Origin of the sequence: Paenibacillus sp. FSL K6-2859 (assembly GCF_038008265.1) — a bacterium.
GTDB classification, from domain to species: Bacteria; Bacillota; Bacilli; order Paenibacillales; family Paenibacillaceae; genus Paenibacillus_AQ; species Paenibacillus_AQ nitricinens.
Genome location: NZ_JBBOYU010000001.1, coordinates 6,669,493 through 6,686,360, shown reverse-complemented (window position 1 = coordinate 6,686,360; position 16,868 = coordinate 6,669,493). Strand labels below are relative to the sequence as shown.

Annotated in this window: 14 protein-coding genes; 9 read left to right on the top strand and 5 right to left on the bottom strand. The window is 42.7% G+C overall.

Annotated elements, in window-relative coordinates; genetic code table 11:
• The first annotated feature begins 78 nt into the window (after window positions 1-78).
• The 5 genes from MHB64_RS29780 to MHB64_RS29760 all read left to right on the top strand — a co-directional run bounded on the left by MHB64_RS29780 (window position 79) and on the right by MHB64_RS29760 (window position 8,292).
• A complete protein-coding gene (locus tag MHB64_RS29780) occupies window positions 79-627 on the top strand; it encodes a LemA family protein (protein WP_179281471.1) in 549 nt (182 codons plus the stop codon).
• Window positions 628-682: 55 nt separating this feature from the next.
• Complete coding sequence (locus MHB64_RS29775; protein WP_094868423.1) at window positions 683-1,318, top strand: response regulator; 636 nt, start codon at window positions 683-685, stop codon at window positions 1,316-1,318.
• A gap of 271 nt (window positions 1,319-1,589) precedes the next feature.
• Window positions 1,590-2,132 carry an NAD(P)H-dependent oxidoreductase gene (locus MHB64_RS29770; RefSeq protein WP_094868422.1) on the top strand — a complete coding sequence of 181 codons (543 nt, stop codon included), beginning with the start codon at window positions 1,590-1,592 and terminating at the stop codon, window positions 2,130-2,132.
• 432 nt (window positions 2,133-2,564) lie between these two features.
• Entirely contained in the window at window positions 2,565-7,646 is a 5,082-nt protein-coding gene (locus MHB64_RS29765; protein WP_341135977.1) for an AAA family ATPase, read from the top strand.
• Window positions 7,639-8,292, top strand: a complete 654-nt coding sequence (locus MHB64_RS29760; protein ID WP_341135976.1) for a response regulator transcription factor — start codon at window positions 7,639-7,641, stop codon at window positions 8,290-8,292. Before MHB64_RS29765 ends, MHB64_RS29760 begins: the two co-directional genes overlap by 8 nt.
• A 12-nt stretch (window positions 8,293-8,304) precedes the next feature.
• Here the strand turns inward: MHB64_RS29760 and MHB64_RS29755 are convergent, their stop codons facing one another.
• A complete protein-coding gene (locus MHB64_RS29755; protein ID WP_256989672.1) occupies window positions 8,305-8,595 on the bottom strand; it encodes a DUF2752 domain-containing protein in 291 nt (96 codons plus the stop codon).
• A gap of 100 nt (window positions 8,596-8,695) precedes the next feature.
• Complete coding sequence (locus MHB64_RS29750) at window positions 8,696-9,034, bottom strand: DUF4234 domain-containing protein (protein ID WP_094875359.1); 339 nt, start codon at window positions 9,032-9,034, stop codon at window positions 8,696-8,698.
• Between the two features lie 229 nt (window positions 9,035-9,263).
• Here MHB64_RS29750 and MHB64_RS29745 point away from each other — a divergent pair, with 229 nt between their 5' ends.
• Window positions 9,264-9,605 (top strand): zinc ribbon domain-containing protein YjdM, encoded by a 342-nt coding sequence (locus MHB64_RS29745; protein WP_094868417.1) that lies wholly within the window; start codon window positions 9,264-9,266, stop codon window positions 9,603-9,605.
• A gap of 83 nt (window positions 9,606-9,688) precedes the next feature.
• Here the strand turns inward: MHB64_RS29745 and MHB64_RS29740 are convergent, their stop codons facing one another.
• Complete coding sequence (locus MHB64_RS29740; protein WP_341136137.1) at window positions 9,689-11,344, bottom strand: histidine kinase N-terminal 7TM domain-containing diguanylate cyclase; 1,656 nt, start codon at window positions 11,342-11,344, stop codon at window positions 9,689-9,691.
• Between the two features lie 48 nt (window positions 11,345-11,392).
• Window positions 11,393-13,114 carry a putative bifunctional diguanylate cyclase/phosphodiesterase gene (locus MHB64_RS29735; RefSeq protein WP_341135975.1) on the bottom strand — a complete coding sequence of 574 codons (1,722 nt, stop codon included), beginning with the start codon at window positions 13,112-13,114 and terminating at the stop codon, window positions 11,393-11,395.
• A 228-nt stretch (window positions 13,115-13,342) separates the two neighbouring features.
• Between MHB64_RS29735 and MHB64_RS29730 the strand changes: the two genes are divergently transcribed.
• Together MHB64_RS29730 and MHB64_RS29725 are read left to right on the top strand one after the other, a co-directional pair.
• Window positions 13,343-14,401, top strand: a complete 1,059-nt coding sequence (locus tag MHB64_RS29730; protein WP_042192850.1) for an LLM class flavin-dependent oxidoreductase — start codon at window positions 13,343-13,345, stop codon at window positions 14,399-14,401.
• A 69-nt stretch (window positions 14,402-14,470) separates the two neighbouring features.
• Window positions 14,471-14,926, top strand: a complete 456-nt coding sequence (locus tag MHB64_RS29725; protein WP_256989668.1) for a RidA family protein — start codon at window positions 14,471-14,473, stop codon at window positions 14,924-14,926.
• Between the two features lie 68 nt (window positions 14,927-14,994).
• Here MHB64_RS29725 and MHB64_RS29720 read toward each other — a convergent pair whose 3' ends face one another.
• Window positions 14,995-15,504, bottom strand: a complete 510-nt coding sequence (locus MHB64_RS29720) for a GNAT family N-acetyltransferase (protein WP_094875362.1) — start codon at window positions 15,502-15,504, stop codon at window positions 14,995-14,997.
• A 217-nt stretch (window positions 15,505-15,721) separates the two neighbouring features.
• Between MHB64_RS29720 and MHB64_RS29715 the strand changes: the two genes are divergently transcribed.
• Window positions 15,722-16,756: a C40 family peptidase gene (locus MHB64_RS29715; RefSeq protein ID WP_341135974.1), complete on the top strand. Its 1,035-nt coding sequence runs from the start codon at window positions 15,722-15,724 to the stop codon at window positions 16,754-16,756.
• The last annotated feature ends 112 nt before the right edge of the window (window positions 16,757-16,868 follow it).

Below are 16,868 nucleotides of genomic sequence, written 5' to 3'. Positions count from 1 at the left end.
AAGTATATGAAATTAAATTAAATTTCTATTTTTGCTATTAAACGGTATCAAAAATATAAATATCTAGAGGTGATGCAAATGTTAGGAATCGGGTTGATCATCGTTATTATAGCTGGAGCCTATTTAATCGTTGCTTGCAACCAATTGATCATGATGCGTAATCGTGCGAAAGAGTCCTTTGCTACCATTGAAGCCTATTTACAGCAACGATTTGAGGCGCTGATGGAAGTATCGGAAATGGTTATCTTTTATGCCGTAAATGATCGTGAGACATTGGCGTTAGTGAATAGAATGCGTGCGGGCTTAAAGGATCATCAGCTACCTGTTGAGAAACTAACTAGATACGTGGAAATGGAGAAGTATCTTCATACCATAAATGTTCAGGTGGACAATTATCCCGAGCTAAAGGCTGGTGATGAGTATATTAAATTGCAACGAAGTATAAATATTTTAGAGGAAAAATTATCAGCCAGTAGACGGATCTATAATACAAATGTGACAAGCTACAATACGATAATTAGCACCTTGCCTTATCGTTTATTTGCAAGAGCTGCTGGGTTTAAATCAGAAATCTTACTCAAAATGGAGGGAGCCAAGCGGTCAGAGGTTAATTGGAAGGTATCCTAAGACGCTTTGCTCTGGAAAATTAAAGAATGCATGATTGTTTGAGGGAGTGGTTTCTATGAAAATCGTTATTGTGGATGATCATCCGTTAGTTAGAAGAGGGTTGGCATCTGTCATTTCAATGCAGCCAGGTGTGCAATTCGCTGGTGAAGCTACGAATGGTCAAGAAGCATTTGATGTGATTGAAGCGACAAAGCCGGATATTGTTCTCATTGATCTAAAGCTTGTTGATGAATCGGGCTTGGATGTCATTAAGACAGCACGTGCTCGCGGCATGGTTAGTAAGTTCATTCTGCTGACTTCCTCTGCAAGCAGAGAGGATTTTTTGAGGGCTGAAGAAGCAGAAGTAAACGGATATGTCCTAAAAGAGGCACTGCCGGAAGAGTTACTCTTTGCTATCCAGTTAGTGCATAAAGGGAGAAAGTACTATGATCCTGGTCTAATGGAAGAAAAGATGCGTATTAGCGGCAGCAGCCCGGCGGATGAATTGACATCGAAAGAGAAGGAAGTATTGATTGAACTTGGACAAGGTGCTTGCAACAGAACGATTGCTACACGTCTCTTTATCAGTGAATTTACGGTGAAGAAGCATGTCAGCCAGATTTTAGCGAAGCTGCAGGTTAATGATCGGACACAGGCGGCATTGTACGCAAACGCGATAGGGCTAACGAAATATGAAATGTCTTATGAGTAAAATATGTCATCAGCATTATATACGAGGAGGTGTCTCAGCAGCCAGTTCATAGCTCCTGAGGCACCTCCTGAATTTTTCTTTTTTGTATGTAATGTATTTAGGAAGCGGCTATGTAGTCCTCCGCATCCTTAAAGCTGATTCGTTTAAGTCCAGTTCAGTGAGTACTCACCTTTAGGTAAGTACATGAACTAAATGTGCGTACTTACGCATTTCCTTGATGTGGGTTACACTCAGTTTCAGAAACAGATACCGCTCAAGGAGGGAAAAACATATGAAAACACTTATTATCGTCACGCATCCAAACATGGACACGTCCATCGTCAATAAACGCTGGATAGAGGAGCTCCGCAAATACCCGGAAAAATATACGGTTCACGAGCTTTATAAAGCCTACCCGGATGGAAAGATCGACGTGGAAAAAGAACAACAGCTGGTTGAAGCTCATGACAAGCTGGTCTTACAGTTTCCCCTCTACTGGTGGAGTTCCCCGCCGCTGCTAAAACAATGGTTCGATGAAGTATTCACACACGGATGGGCGTACGGATCGAAGGCCAAAGCATTAATAAACAAAAAAACGGCTCTGGCCGTAACAGCCGGGGGAACGGAGCATGATTTTAGTGTGGAAGGAACCTTAGGAAAGACTCTTGAACAGTACCTGGTTCCCTTTGAAACGACTTTGTCGTACTGCAAAACTAATTACCGCTCTTTCTTTGTCTTTTATGGCGCTGAACACTATTTAGCAGATAACAGCGATTTACCACTTATTTTGGACCGCAGCGCGCAGGGGTACGTGGAGTTTCTTGACAAGCTTTAATGTAACAAAAAGAAGCAGTATTTCTATCAAAGGAAATGCTGCTTCTTTCCATGTTAAATTTGGAGCGGCTCTGTCTCCGACTTAACATCGGATACGATGTTTTCCTCTCCCCATATGCATATCATATCAAGCACGGGAATAACCGCTAGAACTCGTTCTCTAGCCCCTATAGCTTCTACAGTAGGCAGATCACCAATCGCGTAGGGTAGTCTATGTAGAAAAGATACAATTTGAATCCTCCGTATTCTGGGATGATTGAGTGTTTTTTTCTATATTATCACAATGAAATTTTATAGATGTCATATGACAAAATAGATGACAAAGTTAATTACAACATAGGATTCTATGGCGAGATCAGATGATATAATGAGTATAACTACTTTTCGATATTGTGTATTCTGTCTACCTAATTGTAACTAGGGAGTGCTGTTAATGTTTGAGTTGCCAGGATACCAAACTTTAGATTTTATAGAGACTACCTCAGATATCAAGCTGTACAGACTGCTACGTCAAGAAGATGGCCTTAAGTTTATCGCCAAGACAACTACAGGCGAGTATCCAGGGTCTACTATAGTTGATGCTTTTCGTTATGAGTATGACATACTTAAGCGACTTAACGGTCGTGGAGCAGTCGAGGCGTATAGTCTGGAACTCACACCGGAACGGCCAGTCCTTCTCTTGAAAAATATAGAGGGGGTTACGCTGGATCAGATACTGCATACACCTGATTCACTGGAGCTTCCAGCGCTACTTCGTATTGCCATAGCTATAGCCGATTGTCTTATGCAAATTCATCGTGAGAAAATAACACTAAATGAACTAACCCCCGCTCATCTAATCGTAAATCCTAGCACCTTTGAAGTGAAATTTATTGATATCCGTATGTCCTGTACCGAAAGTGTTTCCAGTCCTTTGTTAGCATTAAGTGGCCGACCGGATGCTTTGCTTCCTTATATATCGCCAGAACAAACGGGCAGAACAGGGGTGAACCCGGACTACCGTTCTGACTTTTATTCGCTTGGCGTTATCATATATGAGTGCCTGTCAGGTAGTCTTCCCTTCGAACTTCATGATGTGGTTGATATTGTATATCGTCATCTTGCAGATACACCGGAGCCTATACATCGCAGGTTTCCCACTATCCCTCTATCTGTCTCAGACATTGTTGGCAAATGCATGGAGAAAATGCCTAGTGCGAGATATGCCAGCGCCTTTGGAATTAAGTCGGATCTTGAGGAATGTCTAACTCACCTAGAACAATTCGGGTACATCGAGCCCTTCTTGTTAGGAAGCTGGGATATTCCGGAGCACTGGATGGTATCGGAAAAATTCTACGGAAGACATTTTGAGAAACTTAGCTTACGAGAAGCGCTGAAACGAGCATCACAAGGTGCTGTAAAGACGGTCTGGCTTAGTGGGGAGAGTGGTATCGGCAAAACAACCTTTCTAAAAGAAACGCTTAAAAATACGATTTCTTTGGATGTTTTTTTCGCCAGAGGCAAATTTGAATCTCTACATACCTCACTTCCTTATGGCATCTGGCATCAAGTGATAGAAGAATTGGTCAGTCAACTGCTGATGGAAACGAAGCTGCAGCTGGAGGTTTGGAAGCTGCGTATTTTACAAGCGGTGGAGAATTACGGGCAGCTGCTGATCCAGTTTGTTCCTAAGCTTGAACTCTTGATTGGCCCACAGCCTTCCGTACCTCCGTTGCCTCCGTTGGAAGCTCAGCATCGATTTCGATTAATCATGAGCCGATTTATTCAACTCTTTCCTCATGAAGATCATCCTTTGATCTTGATATTGGACAATCTGCAATGGGCGGATGAAACATCGCTGCAATATCTCATTTCGCTTATAGAAGACACGGCCACGAGTCATCTGCTAATCGTTCTATCCTATCGTGATCGGGAAATTACGAGGCTGCATCCGCTTAGTAGATTGGAAAAGCATCTGATCGACCGTAACGCAGCGATGAGCCGAATCACTTTACAAGCGCTTGAACTCACCGATATAAAACAACTGCTACTTGATGTTATGCGTTATGAAGCTGCAGACTTGGACGAGCTGGCGCGGGTGCTGCTACATAAGACTGATGGAAATCCGTTATTTATTAAGCAATTCCTTCAAGATTTAATTGATGATCAGCGGGTGGAATTTGATGAAAATATGCGAAGCTGGAAATGGGATCTCCAGCGTATTACTGAATTGAATGTTCCTGATAATGTAGCAGCATATCTATCAAGTAAATTACAGCAATTTCCTGAGCAGACGGTATATGCACTTAGTAGAGCCGCTTTACTAGGCAGCATATTTGATGTGGGTACGCTTGCCGAAATAACGGAGATTCCGATAGAAATATTGACCGAAGCGTTGGCAGTAGCTGTAAATGGACGCTTGCTACAACCTGTTAGCGGGGAGAAATATACGCATTTTAAATTCCAGCATAACCACATTCATCGGGCGGCTTATGCGCTTGTTCCCGAAGAGGAGCTCCCAGAGTTGCATTGGAGGATTGGATCACTATTGCTGGGTCGTCACCCTGATAGTGAGGGAACAGTCCTATTTGAAGCTGTCCATCATTTGAATCAGATACTTACCTGGATAGATAACCCTGAACAGAGGCTTCAACTGGTAGAGCTGAATTTAGAGGCAGGGATAAAAGCCAAACAAACAACCGCACATGAGACAGCCTTACAATATCTGCTTCAAGCGACGGCGTTATTAGAGGAGCAGAGCTGGGAGCAGCATTATGTGCTAACCTTTCGGGTATTTCGGGAAAGGGCTGAGCTCGAATACTTATGTTCCCATTTCGACACGACTAATGAATTATTCCATTTGTTAATCCATAAAGCTACAACAGATATGGATAAGGCTTATGTCTACGCGATGAGGGTTCAACTGGAAGCAAGTAATGATAACCATGAAGAGGTTATCTCTTTAGGGAGGCATACATTATCGTTACTGAAAGTGAAACATCAATTTGATCCGAGTTATGTTCAATTGACGCTCCAGTGGTTACGATTGCGGCGTAGGCTAAAGAAGGTTTCTATCGAGTCGCTTAAACTGTTACCTCCAATGACCGATGAAGCACGTAGAATCGCCATGTCTACTTTAGATCATTCGAGCAATTCCTGCTTCTATGTTAATCGAGAAGGTTGGCTCGCTTCTTCTCTCACCATGATTGAGTTAACGCTCGACTATGGGATGACTCCGGAGGCTTCTCTTGGATTCATAGGCTACGCCATGTTTCAATACTATTACTTCCGTAATGATGAAGAGACATTCAAATGGGCCATGCTGGCTTGCAGCTTATCAGAACCTTATCCGAAGCTTCATGTGACAACCCTGTCTGCGTTCGCCATGTGCTATGATAGCTGGCGGAAATATGATCCAGCTATGCTCCAAACATTTACCGAGCATGCAGGTAAAGTCGGTTTGGAATCGGGCGATCTATGGAAGGGTAACCAGAGTATACTGATTAATTGTGCTTCCCTTTTACAATTTGGTCACCCACTCGGTGATATCTATAATCGGTTAATTACTCATTCTGGAGCTTTGCTGCGCCATAACAACAGCCTCCATTGTAAGCAGGCTATCATAGCAGTGGCCATTCTTGTTCGATTGACAGGTTATCGCTCTGTGGATGATCCATTTAACATCACAGAGATTAGCGAATCTGATTTTGCACAGTCGGTTCATGGCGACACCTTTGATTTTATACAGGAAATGGTCTGGATCTATCAGTATTTGACAGGTTATATATTTGGGGAGTACAGAGAAGCCAGTGAGGCATTAGCCAAATCAGCAGCCATTATAAAATCACGTGAGGATGGGTTAGACACTCCTACACAGACCATGTACGAAGGTTTAGTTTGGGCGCAGTTGTATGAGGAATATGACGCTGAAGAGCAGCGCATATATCGGAGAAAAATGCGCGGTTGCCTGGAGAAAATGAAAAAGCTTGCTAGGCGTAGCCCGGAGAATTATCAGCATAAATATTTATTGATGAAAGCTGAGCTTACTCGTCTATCACGAGATCCTCGCCAAGCTGAAGTCTTCTATGAACAATCCATTGAGACCGCTCGTATTTACGGACATATCCATGATTTAGCATTGGCAGCGGAGTGCTATGGCAAATATGGGCTTCGCCATGGCAAATTACATCTGGCAAGAATCTATATGACGGAGGCCTACGAGGCTTATCTGCAATGGGGCGCAAAGGCTAAAGCGGATGAACTGGAGAAGCAGCACAGCTATTTGCTGCATATTAAACGCGAGCCTGGGCTCGATCGTGTGGATTCTCTTTCCGTGGTAATGTCTGCCCAAGCTTTGTCGGGTGAGATGGAGATGAGTCGATTATTGGCCACATTGATGCGAATCATGCTCCATAATGCTGGGGCCGAATATGGAGCCGTTATTTTTGATCATGATGGCAAATGGATGGTTGAAGCTTATGGTACCTCGGAAGCTCAGCATATAGAATCTGTACCGCTTGGGGAAGAATCGTCGCTGGTTCCGGCAGCAATTATAGCTTATGCGGCAAGAACACATGAGCAGGTTGTATTACATGATGCACTCAGTGAGGGAATATTTACGCGTAATACTTACGTTAGGAATCATAAACTGAAATCCGTTCTTTGTCTTCCGATCATGAATCAGAATAAATTGGTTTGCCTGCTCTATTTGGAGAATAATCTATCACCAGGTGTATTTACTCCGAGCAGGCTTGATGTGCTCAAGCTGCTTGGCTCTCAATGCGCCATTTCTATCGCCAATGCTAAGCTTTATTCAGGAATTCAATATCTTAAGAAAAATCTAGAGGACCAAGTCATAGAAAGAACCCGTAGTCTGGAGCGTTCAATGCGTGAAACGTCTGCAGCTTTGGCTGAAGCTACCGTCTTTGAGGAACGTAATCGTATTGCCCAAGAGATTCATGATATTGTCGGGCATACACTTACGTCGACGATCCTGCAGATTGAGGCTGGAAAGCGGCTACTCCATAAGAAGGACATTGACAGTGGATTTCAGCGTCTGGCTGAGGCCCAGGATCTTGTGCGGCATAGCCTGAATGAAATTCGCGGCTCCGTCCATATGCTGAAGGAGGACCGGTATTCTGATTTAACCGTTATGCTGAAGCAGCTGATTAGAGATACAGAGCGCAATACAGGCGTTGTTATCCATGCAGTTATTTATGATCTGCCGGAAGCCATGTCAACAGCCTATAAGAAGGCACTGTATCATGCTCTACAGGAGGGATTAACGAATGGAATTAGACACGGGAAAAGTACACAGTTCCATTTTAGCCTGGAGTCTGTTGGAGCGAATTTGCAGTTTAGGCTAAAAGATAGTGGGCTAGGGGCTAGTCCTATTGTGATGGGATTTGGTCTAAGAACGATGAAAGAACGGGTTGAGCAACTAGGGGGCAGCTTATCCATCGATTCAGAAATGAATGAGGGCTGTTTACTGGAGATCGATCTGCCAATGCGAAGGGTCGTGGATAGAAATGAGTAAGATTAAGATTGTAATTGCCGATGATCAATTGTTTACGCGTGAGGGACTTCGCACCATTCTGGATCTGGAAGATAATATGGAAGTGGTTGGTGCTGCCAAGAATGGGGAAGAGGCCTGCGAGATGGTGGAAGCATTCCAGCCTGATCTAGTACTTCTTGATATTCAAATGCCGGTTATGGATGGAATTAGCGCCTTGAAACGAATAAAGCAGATTCGGCCAGACATCTTTATTTTGATTCTGACTACTTTTATAGAGACTGATTATATTGTTGAGGGGATGGCCTACGGAGCGAGCGGCTATATGCTGAAGGATATGGACGCAGATAAAATGATCGCATCGATTCATGATACGTTATCCGGTCAGTTTATTCTTCCAGCTCCTGTAGCAGCTAAACTGGCAGCAAGGATGAATAGGCTAACAGAGGAGTATGAGCATTGGCAAAGATCTAGCCTAGATCGCATCAGTCTGACAGAACGGGAGGAGGAGCTGGCGCAGCTCATTATCCGGGGGCTTAACAATCGCGAAATTGCCGATACACTGCATATTGCGGAGGGGACAGCCCGTAACTATATTAGTAATCTTTATAGCAAATTAGAGGTGGTTGACCGGGCTCAAGCGATTGTGCGACTTCAAGCTATTATGTAAACGTGATTGATGCTAGCCAATTACTGTTGGAGCCAAGTAATAAAACATTGGGAAATTTCTCAGTATTCCAAATGTAACGGTCAGGATCAACATTACAGCCATAATACAATAGCTAAGTGGTTGAATACGCTTCTTTTCAGTAATCAAGTACAACATATACAAAGGTGCTAGAATAAATAGCAACGGGTTAAATCTAAACGACTGAATGAAGTCGAACTTTAATAAGGATAAGATAGCTCTTGTAATTCCACATCCCGGACAATAAAATCCGGTCCATTCATGAAACAGACAAGGAATACCCATATGGGTTAAGGGCAGCCATACAGTGAAATATAGTAAGCCAAGGAGACTTAAGGACACACTCCAAAATAGTTTGGGCTGTGTCCTCTTATTAATCGTAAAATTATACCAATTTATTAACATCTGATTGCACCAAAGCGTATGTAACAATACCAAAACTAAAGATTGTGAGGATCACATAAAGAGCTGAATTATCGGACACGAGTTGGCCGCGTTGTCTTTGAGCTTCTGCAACATGTTTACCGATCTGGTAGGCCCAAACCAGGCTCCATATCCCGCAAGTAATCAATGTCAGAAGAAAATGCTTTCCTCCAGTAAATGTGTAGTCCCCACTTAACTTGCCTACGTCATTCGTTAGAACGATAAACCAAAATATTCCGTATATTCCACATGTAATTAATGATAATATAATGGAAAATGCGACACTCCTTTGACTAATCATTGTTCACTCTCCTATGTATTTATATGAAAATTTTACAGTATTATCATAGTCAATTGTGAAAACATATACAAGATAATATTTAGTAGTTTGTTTTCTAGGAGAAAATCAGGAAACGTGGAACAAACTTACTATCTGGATATAGTGGAATCATTACTCCATATGAAATATACTTTTAAAGATTAGCCGCAAGACAGCTAGAATTTGAACTACGATTGGAGAAAATGAAACAATGTCTAATTTACCGAACTGCCCGAAATGTAATTCTGAGTACACTTATGAAGATGGAAGTCTACTAGTCTGCCCGGAATGTGCACATGAGTGGACATTAGAATCAGAGTCTGAGAATAGTGAAAGTCAAAAGGTTATCAAAGATGCCAACGGCAACGTACTAAATGACGGCGACTCAGTAACTGTAATCAAAGACCTTAAGGTAAAAGGAAGCTCATCCGTTCTGAAGATAGGCACCAAAGTCAAAAACATCCGTTTAGTGGACGGAGATCATGATATTGATTGCAAAATCGATGGGTTTGGAGCTATGAAATTAAAATCCGAATTTGTTAAAAAGATATAAAAAAATATAAAAGAAAGAATCAGCCTACCTTCTATAGAAGCAGGGCTGATTCTTTCTTTTTTTAGGTAATGTTTAAAGGCGTGTCATCTTATGATCTCGACAATTTGGTTTCGTCCTGCATTTTTGGCTTGATATAAAGCTTTGTCCACTGATTCGAATAAATCATTTAGTTGATTGGTCGGGCTTTCTGCATACTGCTCTGCAAAATTATTAATAGACAGTAGTCCCATGCTTACAGTGATGGATACAGAATGAGCAACTTCATCCACATGTACTTTATTGGCCTCTATCATGAATTTGATATGCTCTGCCCAGAGGTTTGCTTGTGTGTGGTTCGTATTTGGTAAATAGACGATAAACTCTTCCCCACCATAGCGTGCCAGAATATCCGTCTCTCTTAGTGAATGCTTAATGACCTCCACCGTGCTGCAAATTACAACATCGCCGACTAAGTGGCCGTAATTGTCATTCACCGTTTTGAAAAAGTCGATATCCAGTAGAATGATGGCAAAAGGCTGCTTCAATATCATATTTTCTATAATCTCTTTTTCTAAGTACTGCGTTAAGTAATGACGGTTATAACAACCAGTTAAGCTGTCCGTTATGGCCATCTGCTTGAGTTTTTGGTTGGTCTGAGAAAGCTTATTCTGGATTTCAATTAATGCCAGATTACGCTCTTGCAGGATCTCGTTCTGCTGATTAGTCTCAGCAATGAGGCGATGCAGTTCACTTCTATCCTGAAAGGTGAGAATCCGTCCAACCATGATCTCGCCTACGACAATGGGTGCCGCTGTAATATTGATGTATGCTTGGAGCGAGGTGTAGAAGACTTCAACTTCGGTTCTCTCCATGGGCTGTTTAAGATATGTATGTTGAAACAATCGGAAAGCGCTGGCAGTCTGCTCCAGGGGTGTTAGCGTTGATAAGTCGAAGCGGTCACCGATCTGTAGGTTGATTTTTGGCAAAAGCGATCGATTGATCTCTACCACAGTCTCGTTATCATCAAGTACAAGAATACCTACTGTGAGTGTGTCAATGATATCCTGATGGGCAATGGTTACGAGATCAAATATTTTATCACGATGGATGGCAATGACGAAAAAGATCGCAGAGATTAGTATCCCCAGAGAGGTCATCCCCGGAATCACCGGCTGAGATTTAAACAGTACTACATTAAGAAAGACATCCAGTAATACAAATACAGTCAGCACTAGCACACCCTTAAGTACATGCGTAACCTGTTTTTTGATCCGCTGTGTGGCGTTCGATATAAGCGCTGAATAGATGATATACAGAGAAATAATAATAGTGCAGATCAAGAAGAGAATAAACAGCCAAAAAAGCGGACCATAAGATCTTTCAACATATCCACCATGCATAGGCAGTACAAAGCTTTGCTTTGGATTGACGATCACTCCTATTAAGATCAATGCTGCGACAATGTATAGGAGCAGCGTTTTCTTTTTTCGGAGAAGGTATGATTTTCCAGTTAGAAATATCGTAAAAAGAAGCCATCCAATCGTTAACAGTATCGAGTCAATAAAAGCGAGCTTCACATAAAACAATTGAACATCGGGATCAGCTGTAGTTTTGAGAGCGAATTGACAGAAGGGCCATAACATCATCGTGAAATGGAAAGTCAAGTAAACCTTATGTAAGTTAGTGATGGTTACAGTAACAAATATGTAGATGAATAGAACGAAAAGAACGAAGAATAATGATAAGTCAATCCATGTCATGATATTCAATTTGGTAACACCTTCTTATATAAAAAAATAGGTTCATCTTTATTCATTTATGCTCGAAACCTTCTCCCACTCGGTTAGCAGCTCTTGTACACTCTGTGCGGACTGTGGCTTACTGAATAAGTAACCTTGAATTTTATCGCAGCCTTGCTCCTGTAGGTAATCGAGTTGTACAGTTCGCTCTACACCTTCTGCAATAACACACATATTCATGCGTTTACCAATCATAATAATTTGTTCGACGAGAACGGCTTGATGTGTCCCTGTTCGAATGGAATCAATGAAGGACTTGTCTATTTTTAATGTCGAGATCGGCATATGAGTAAGATAGCTTAAGGAGGAATAACCTGTACCAAAGTCATCCAAGGCAATTTTGATGTTGTGAGCTCTGAGTTCAGTCAGTTTGCTGCTCACATATTCGTAAGATTCAACCAGAACACTTTCTGTGATTTCTAGCTCTAAGAATTCAGGGTCTAGCTCGTAGGCTTGCAAGGTGTCTAGCACTAACTCATTGAAATCGCTTTGCAGGAGCTGCAGCATTGAAATATTAACAGACATGGTCAGATGTGATAATCCTTGCTCATGAAGACTTTTTAAAAAGGCGCAGGCCGTTCTGAGCACCCACGCTCCAAGAGGAATAATGAGATGGGAATCTTCTGCTATTTTGATGAACTTATCCGGAGGGACCATGCCTAGTATAGGGTTATTCCAGCGCATAAGAGCCTCTAGTCCCGTCACCCTGTTCTGAGTCAGATCAATCTGGGGTTGATAGAATACTTCCAGCTCATTTTTCTCTAAAGCATTATATAACTGCTTCTCAATGTTCATTCGCTCAGTGAAGGTATCGTTGAGCAGTTGATCAAAGACAATAATTTGCCCCTTACCAGCGTCTTTGGCTTTATACATAGCGATGTCTGCGCATTTAAGGAGTTCCATAATATTACTTCCATGTTCGGGGTGAGCACTGATTCCGATGCTTAGGCTAACATGCAGCAGACTGTCATCCATCTCAATCGCATCTTTAAAACCGGCAATAATGTGGGTGGCTACGCTAGTTATACACTGACTGTTCTCAATAGAATATAAAAGTATGATGAACTCATCCCCGGCGAAACGATACACTTCCCCACTACTCCCAACCAGGGACACCAATCTCTCACTAACCTTAACAATTAGCCGGTCACCAAATTCATGGCCCATTGTATCATTTACATATTTGAAGTAATCAATGTCGATAAACATTAAGGCTGCAATGTTATTCCTTTCCAAAATGTGAGGCCCATTCTCATAAAATGCTAATTTGTTGGGCAAGCCGGTTAATAGATCATGATACGCCAGATAATGCATCCTTTCTTCATTCATGGCTAGCTTCTCTTGATTCTCAATGAGCTGATCATATTGTTGTCTGAGTTCTTCTTCCGTAGCTGTGATTTCCTCATAGGCGGCCTCTAGATTTTCGTGGGCGCTTACCTTATCCCTATAGGCAAGATCCAGTTTCTTTTCGATCCTTTTAATTCGTTTCAGAGTACCTAGAATTAACGCAAAGATAAGCAAAGCTGTTATGAGGACAAAGAACCAGCCTTTAATTATATTACTAAGTCTTATCCATTCCGGATCTCGTGTAAAAGCGGAAACGGCTTTATCTGTTAAAGGGATCCATAAGCACCCTATAATAAAATATATTACGGCGATTTTTAAGGAACCCCGAACAGGATTGAAGGATTGTTTGGATATGGAATTTTTGTGTTTATTTCTTTGAAGCATATGTCCCTCCTATATTAAGCATGAGATGCGCGAGAGCTACTTGTTTTAGATCATTTCAACATATTTCATCAAAATCCTCTATTTGTCAGCGAGGTTCTGCAAATTTTAAGAATGAGTTTTTGGACAAGCTGAGGCTAGGCATTAATGCCTAGCTATGCTTGAACGTAACTTGTGTTATAATCAAACAAACAACTCGAAGAGAAAACTATAGTTAAGGGGGAATCGTAAGTGGAAATAGGTATCAGTACGTTCGTAGAAACAACACCGGATGTTCAATCAGGGGAGTTAATAAGTCATGCACAGCGATTGCGCGAGGTAGTAGAGGAGATTGTTCTTGCAGATAAGGTGGGCTTAGATATATTCGGTGTGGGTGAGCATCATCGAAAGGATTATGCTGCATCTTCTCCAGCAGTATTGCTGGCTGCGGCTGCCTCCCAGACGACACGAATTCGGCTGACCAGTGCGGTAACTGTGCTGTCCTCTGCTGATCCAGTACGTGTATTTCAGGATTTTGCAACACTTGATGGAATCTCAAATGGACGGGCAGAAATCATGGCAGGCCGGGGTTCTTTTATCGAATCTTTCCCGCTCTTTGGATATGATTTAAATGACTATGATGAGTTATTCGATGAGAAGCTGGACCTGTTGTTAAAAATAACGGCATCCGAAAAAGTAACATGGAGTGGAAATCACCGTCCAGCCATTAATAATCTGGGGATTTATCCGCGCCCTGTTCAGAATCCATTGCCCGTATGGATTGGCAGTGGAGGCAATACAGAATCTGTAATTCGTGCTGGCCTGCTCGGGCTACCACTTGTGCTCGCGATTATCGGAGGAAGTCCGTTGCAGTTTGCTCCACTGGTGAAGCTCTATAAGAAAGCGGCGGCCCAAGCAGGACATGATGTGTCGAAGCTTCCGGTTGCCTCACACTCGCACGGCTTTATTGCAGAGGATAATCAGCTTGCGGCCGATATGTTCTTCCCCTCTACGCAGGCTAGCATGAATGTGATTGGTCGTGAACGTGGCTGGGGTCATTATAGTCGGGCGAGCTTTGATGCGGCACGTAGATTTGAAGGTGCCTTATATGTAGGAGATCCAGACACCGTTGCAGAGAAGATTATTCACCTGCGCAAACACGTAGGAATTACACGCTTTATGCTGCATGTGCCGCTAGGTACGATGCCTCATAAGGATGTAATGAGAGCCATTGAGCTATTGGGGACTGAAGTAGCACCCATTGTTCGAGCTGAGATATCGAGATGGGAAGCAGAGGTCGAAGCAAAATAGGATTGACCCTTTCTAGATTAACCAGTATGATCTTACCAATTATTGTACTGATGGGAGGAGGGGACTGAAGTGGCGGATCGAATCATAGCGGACAGGCTTGAGGAATTAGGTATTGTTCTACCTAGTGCCAGTGAACCGGCGGCAAAATATGCTAACTACGTCATTGTTAATGGATTATGTTTTGTATCGGGAAAAGGCCCTGCCGGGCACCCCAAAGGCAAGCTGGGACAAGACTTCACCACCGAAGAAGGTTATCATTTTGCACGTCAGACTGGTATAGAGATCCTTGCCGTCCTTGAGTCAGCTTTAGGTTCCTTGGATAAAGTGAAGAGAGTGGTCAAAATTCAAGGATTCGTGAATGCAGATCCCTTATTCGAAGAACATCATAAAGTGCTCAATGGCTGTTCGGATTTAATGCTGGAGGTATTCGGAGACAAGGGCAGTCATGCTCGTTCGGTATTGGGCGCTGTTTCTGTAAGGGATAATCTTCCCATTATTATCGATTCTATTTTTGAAGTGGAATAACAAGAGGGCTGTGGCACCGAAAGGTGACCACAGTCCTCTTTTTTTAAAAATATTGGCTATGTTAAATCTTAATGTGGGACCGGGATTTCTTTTTCCATAACAAAATCATCCATGACGAATCCATGTCCGATATCCGCAATTTGCTCTCGTACGGTCCGGAAGCCTTTTTTCTCATATACCGCTATACTCGATTCGTTATGACGATTGACCGTCAGCCAAATATGGCTTAGGTTTCGATCTTTGCACAGCTTCTCAAGGAATGCCAACGCTTGGCTGGCATAGCTGCGTCCCCTGTACTCCTTGCCGATATAAAACTTGCTCAAGAAGAGCTTTCCCTCTTCTTGTCTGGCCGAAATATATCCGACTGCGGAGCCATCGTTATGGAGCAAGTAATATTCGTAGCCCTGATGCTGGATCTGATCCGTAATCGCTGGAACCGATTGGTACTTGTCAATCATGTAATCAATCTGCTCGATTGTAATAATGGAAACATAATATTCGCGCCATATTTCTGCCGCCAATCGCGCAACCTCAGCGGTTTCTTCCGCTGTATTCACGTGTGAAAACATAAGCCTCATGACAGGTGCCTGCCTTTCCTGGATCTTTCGCTTCATCCAATCAATAGAATATCATAAATTAATATATATAGAAGCGCTAGTCGCAACTAGCGAAGCATGAAAGGTAAGTAACGCTTCCAGTTGCTTTTGTAGGCTTCCACCAATAATTGTAACAGAACTAATTACCCTTTTTTTAGTAATAATAATTGAACATATCAATCAACGAGGTGATGACATCATGAGGATTCATAAGAAAGCAACACTACTTGTACTACTTACATCTATACTTTATACAGTTCCAGCCCATGCGGCGGTGACGCCTCAGAATCAGGTTACGGGCGTTTTTCTGGATGATCGGCAGCTTGAATTAGAGGTTCAGCCCTTGCTCATAAACGGTACAACGCTTATTCCCATGCGCAAGCTGTTTGAAGAACAGGGAGCAAAGATTTCATGGAACAACGATACCAAAACAGTTAAGGCCACTAAGGGAACGCTGCTGCTGACTTATCAAATAGGAGATTTAACTGCGAACAAAAATGGACAAGTCTTAAGCTTAACCGTTCCGGGTCAGGTTGTCGGTGGAAATACGATGATGCCGCTGCGTTTTGTCAGCGAGGCTCTAGGCAGCACCGTGAAGTGGGAGGCTAACACTCGGACCGTCCGCATCTATTCAGCACTGAATTACGATACAACGATTCGTTATGGGGTTAACCTGCGCAGTTCGCCGAATTCATCGGATCAATCAGGTGTCCAGCAAATGTTGTCCGTAGGCGATAAAGTCCATATCGTTAGAGAAGTGGATGCTTTGTGGTTAGAAGTGCGAACGCAAGACAACAAGACGGGGTACATATCTGCTAAACCGAAATATAGCGATTATACTAGTGATTCGCTCGCTGAGAAGCAGGGAAACGAACTGCTTGCATACGGAGAGAAGTATCTGGGAACCCCTTATGAATTTGGTGCAGCAACAAACCAGACGTCTACCTTTGACTGTTCTTCTTTCGTAGGGCATTTATTTGAGAACGTGTTGTCGGTGGATCTGCCACGTGCCTCTTATAATCAAGCCAAAGAAGGGAAGGAAGTTGGGATCACCGAACTGCGTAAAGGTGATTTGTTATTCTTTAGTGCACGTGGCCTCGACATTGGTCATGTTGCCATGTATGCGGGGAATAATCAGATATTGCATACGTATTCGAAGGAACAAGGCGTCCATTATGAAGCCCTGAGTGAGAAGTGGAAGAAGCGTTTTGTGACGGCCCGTAGAATGTTTTGATTGGGTAGCGATTAAGCTATAATGATCACGATGAAGAAGCATCCGAATACATTTGGGGGATGAAGCATAGTGACTAAAACAATCGTTGAAAAGCTGAACTTACAAAAATAAA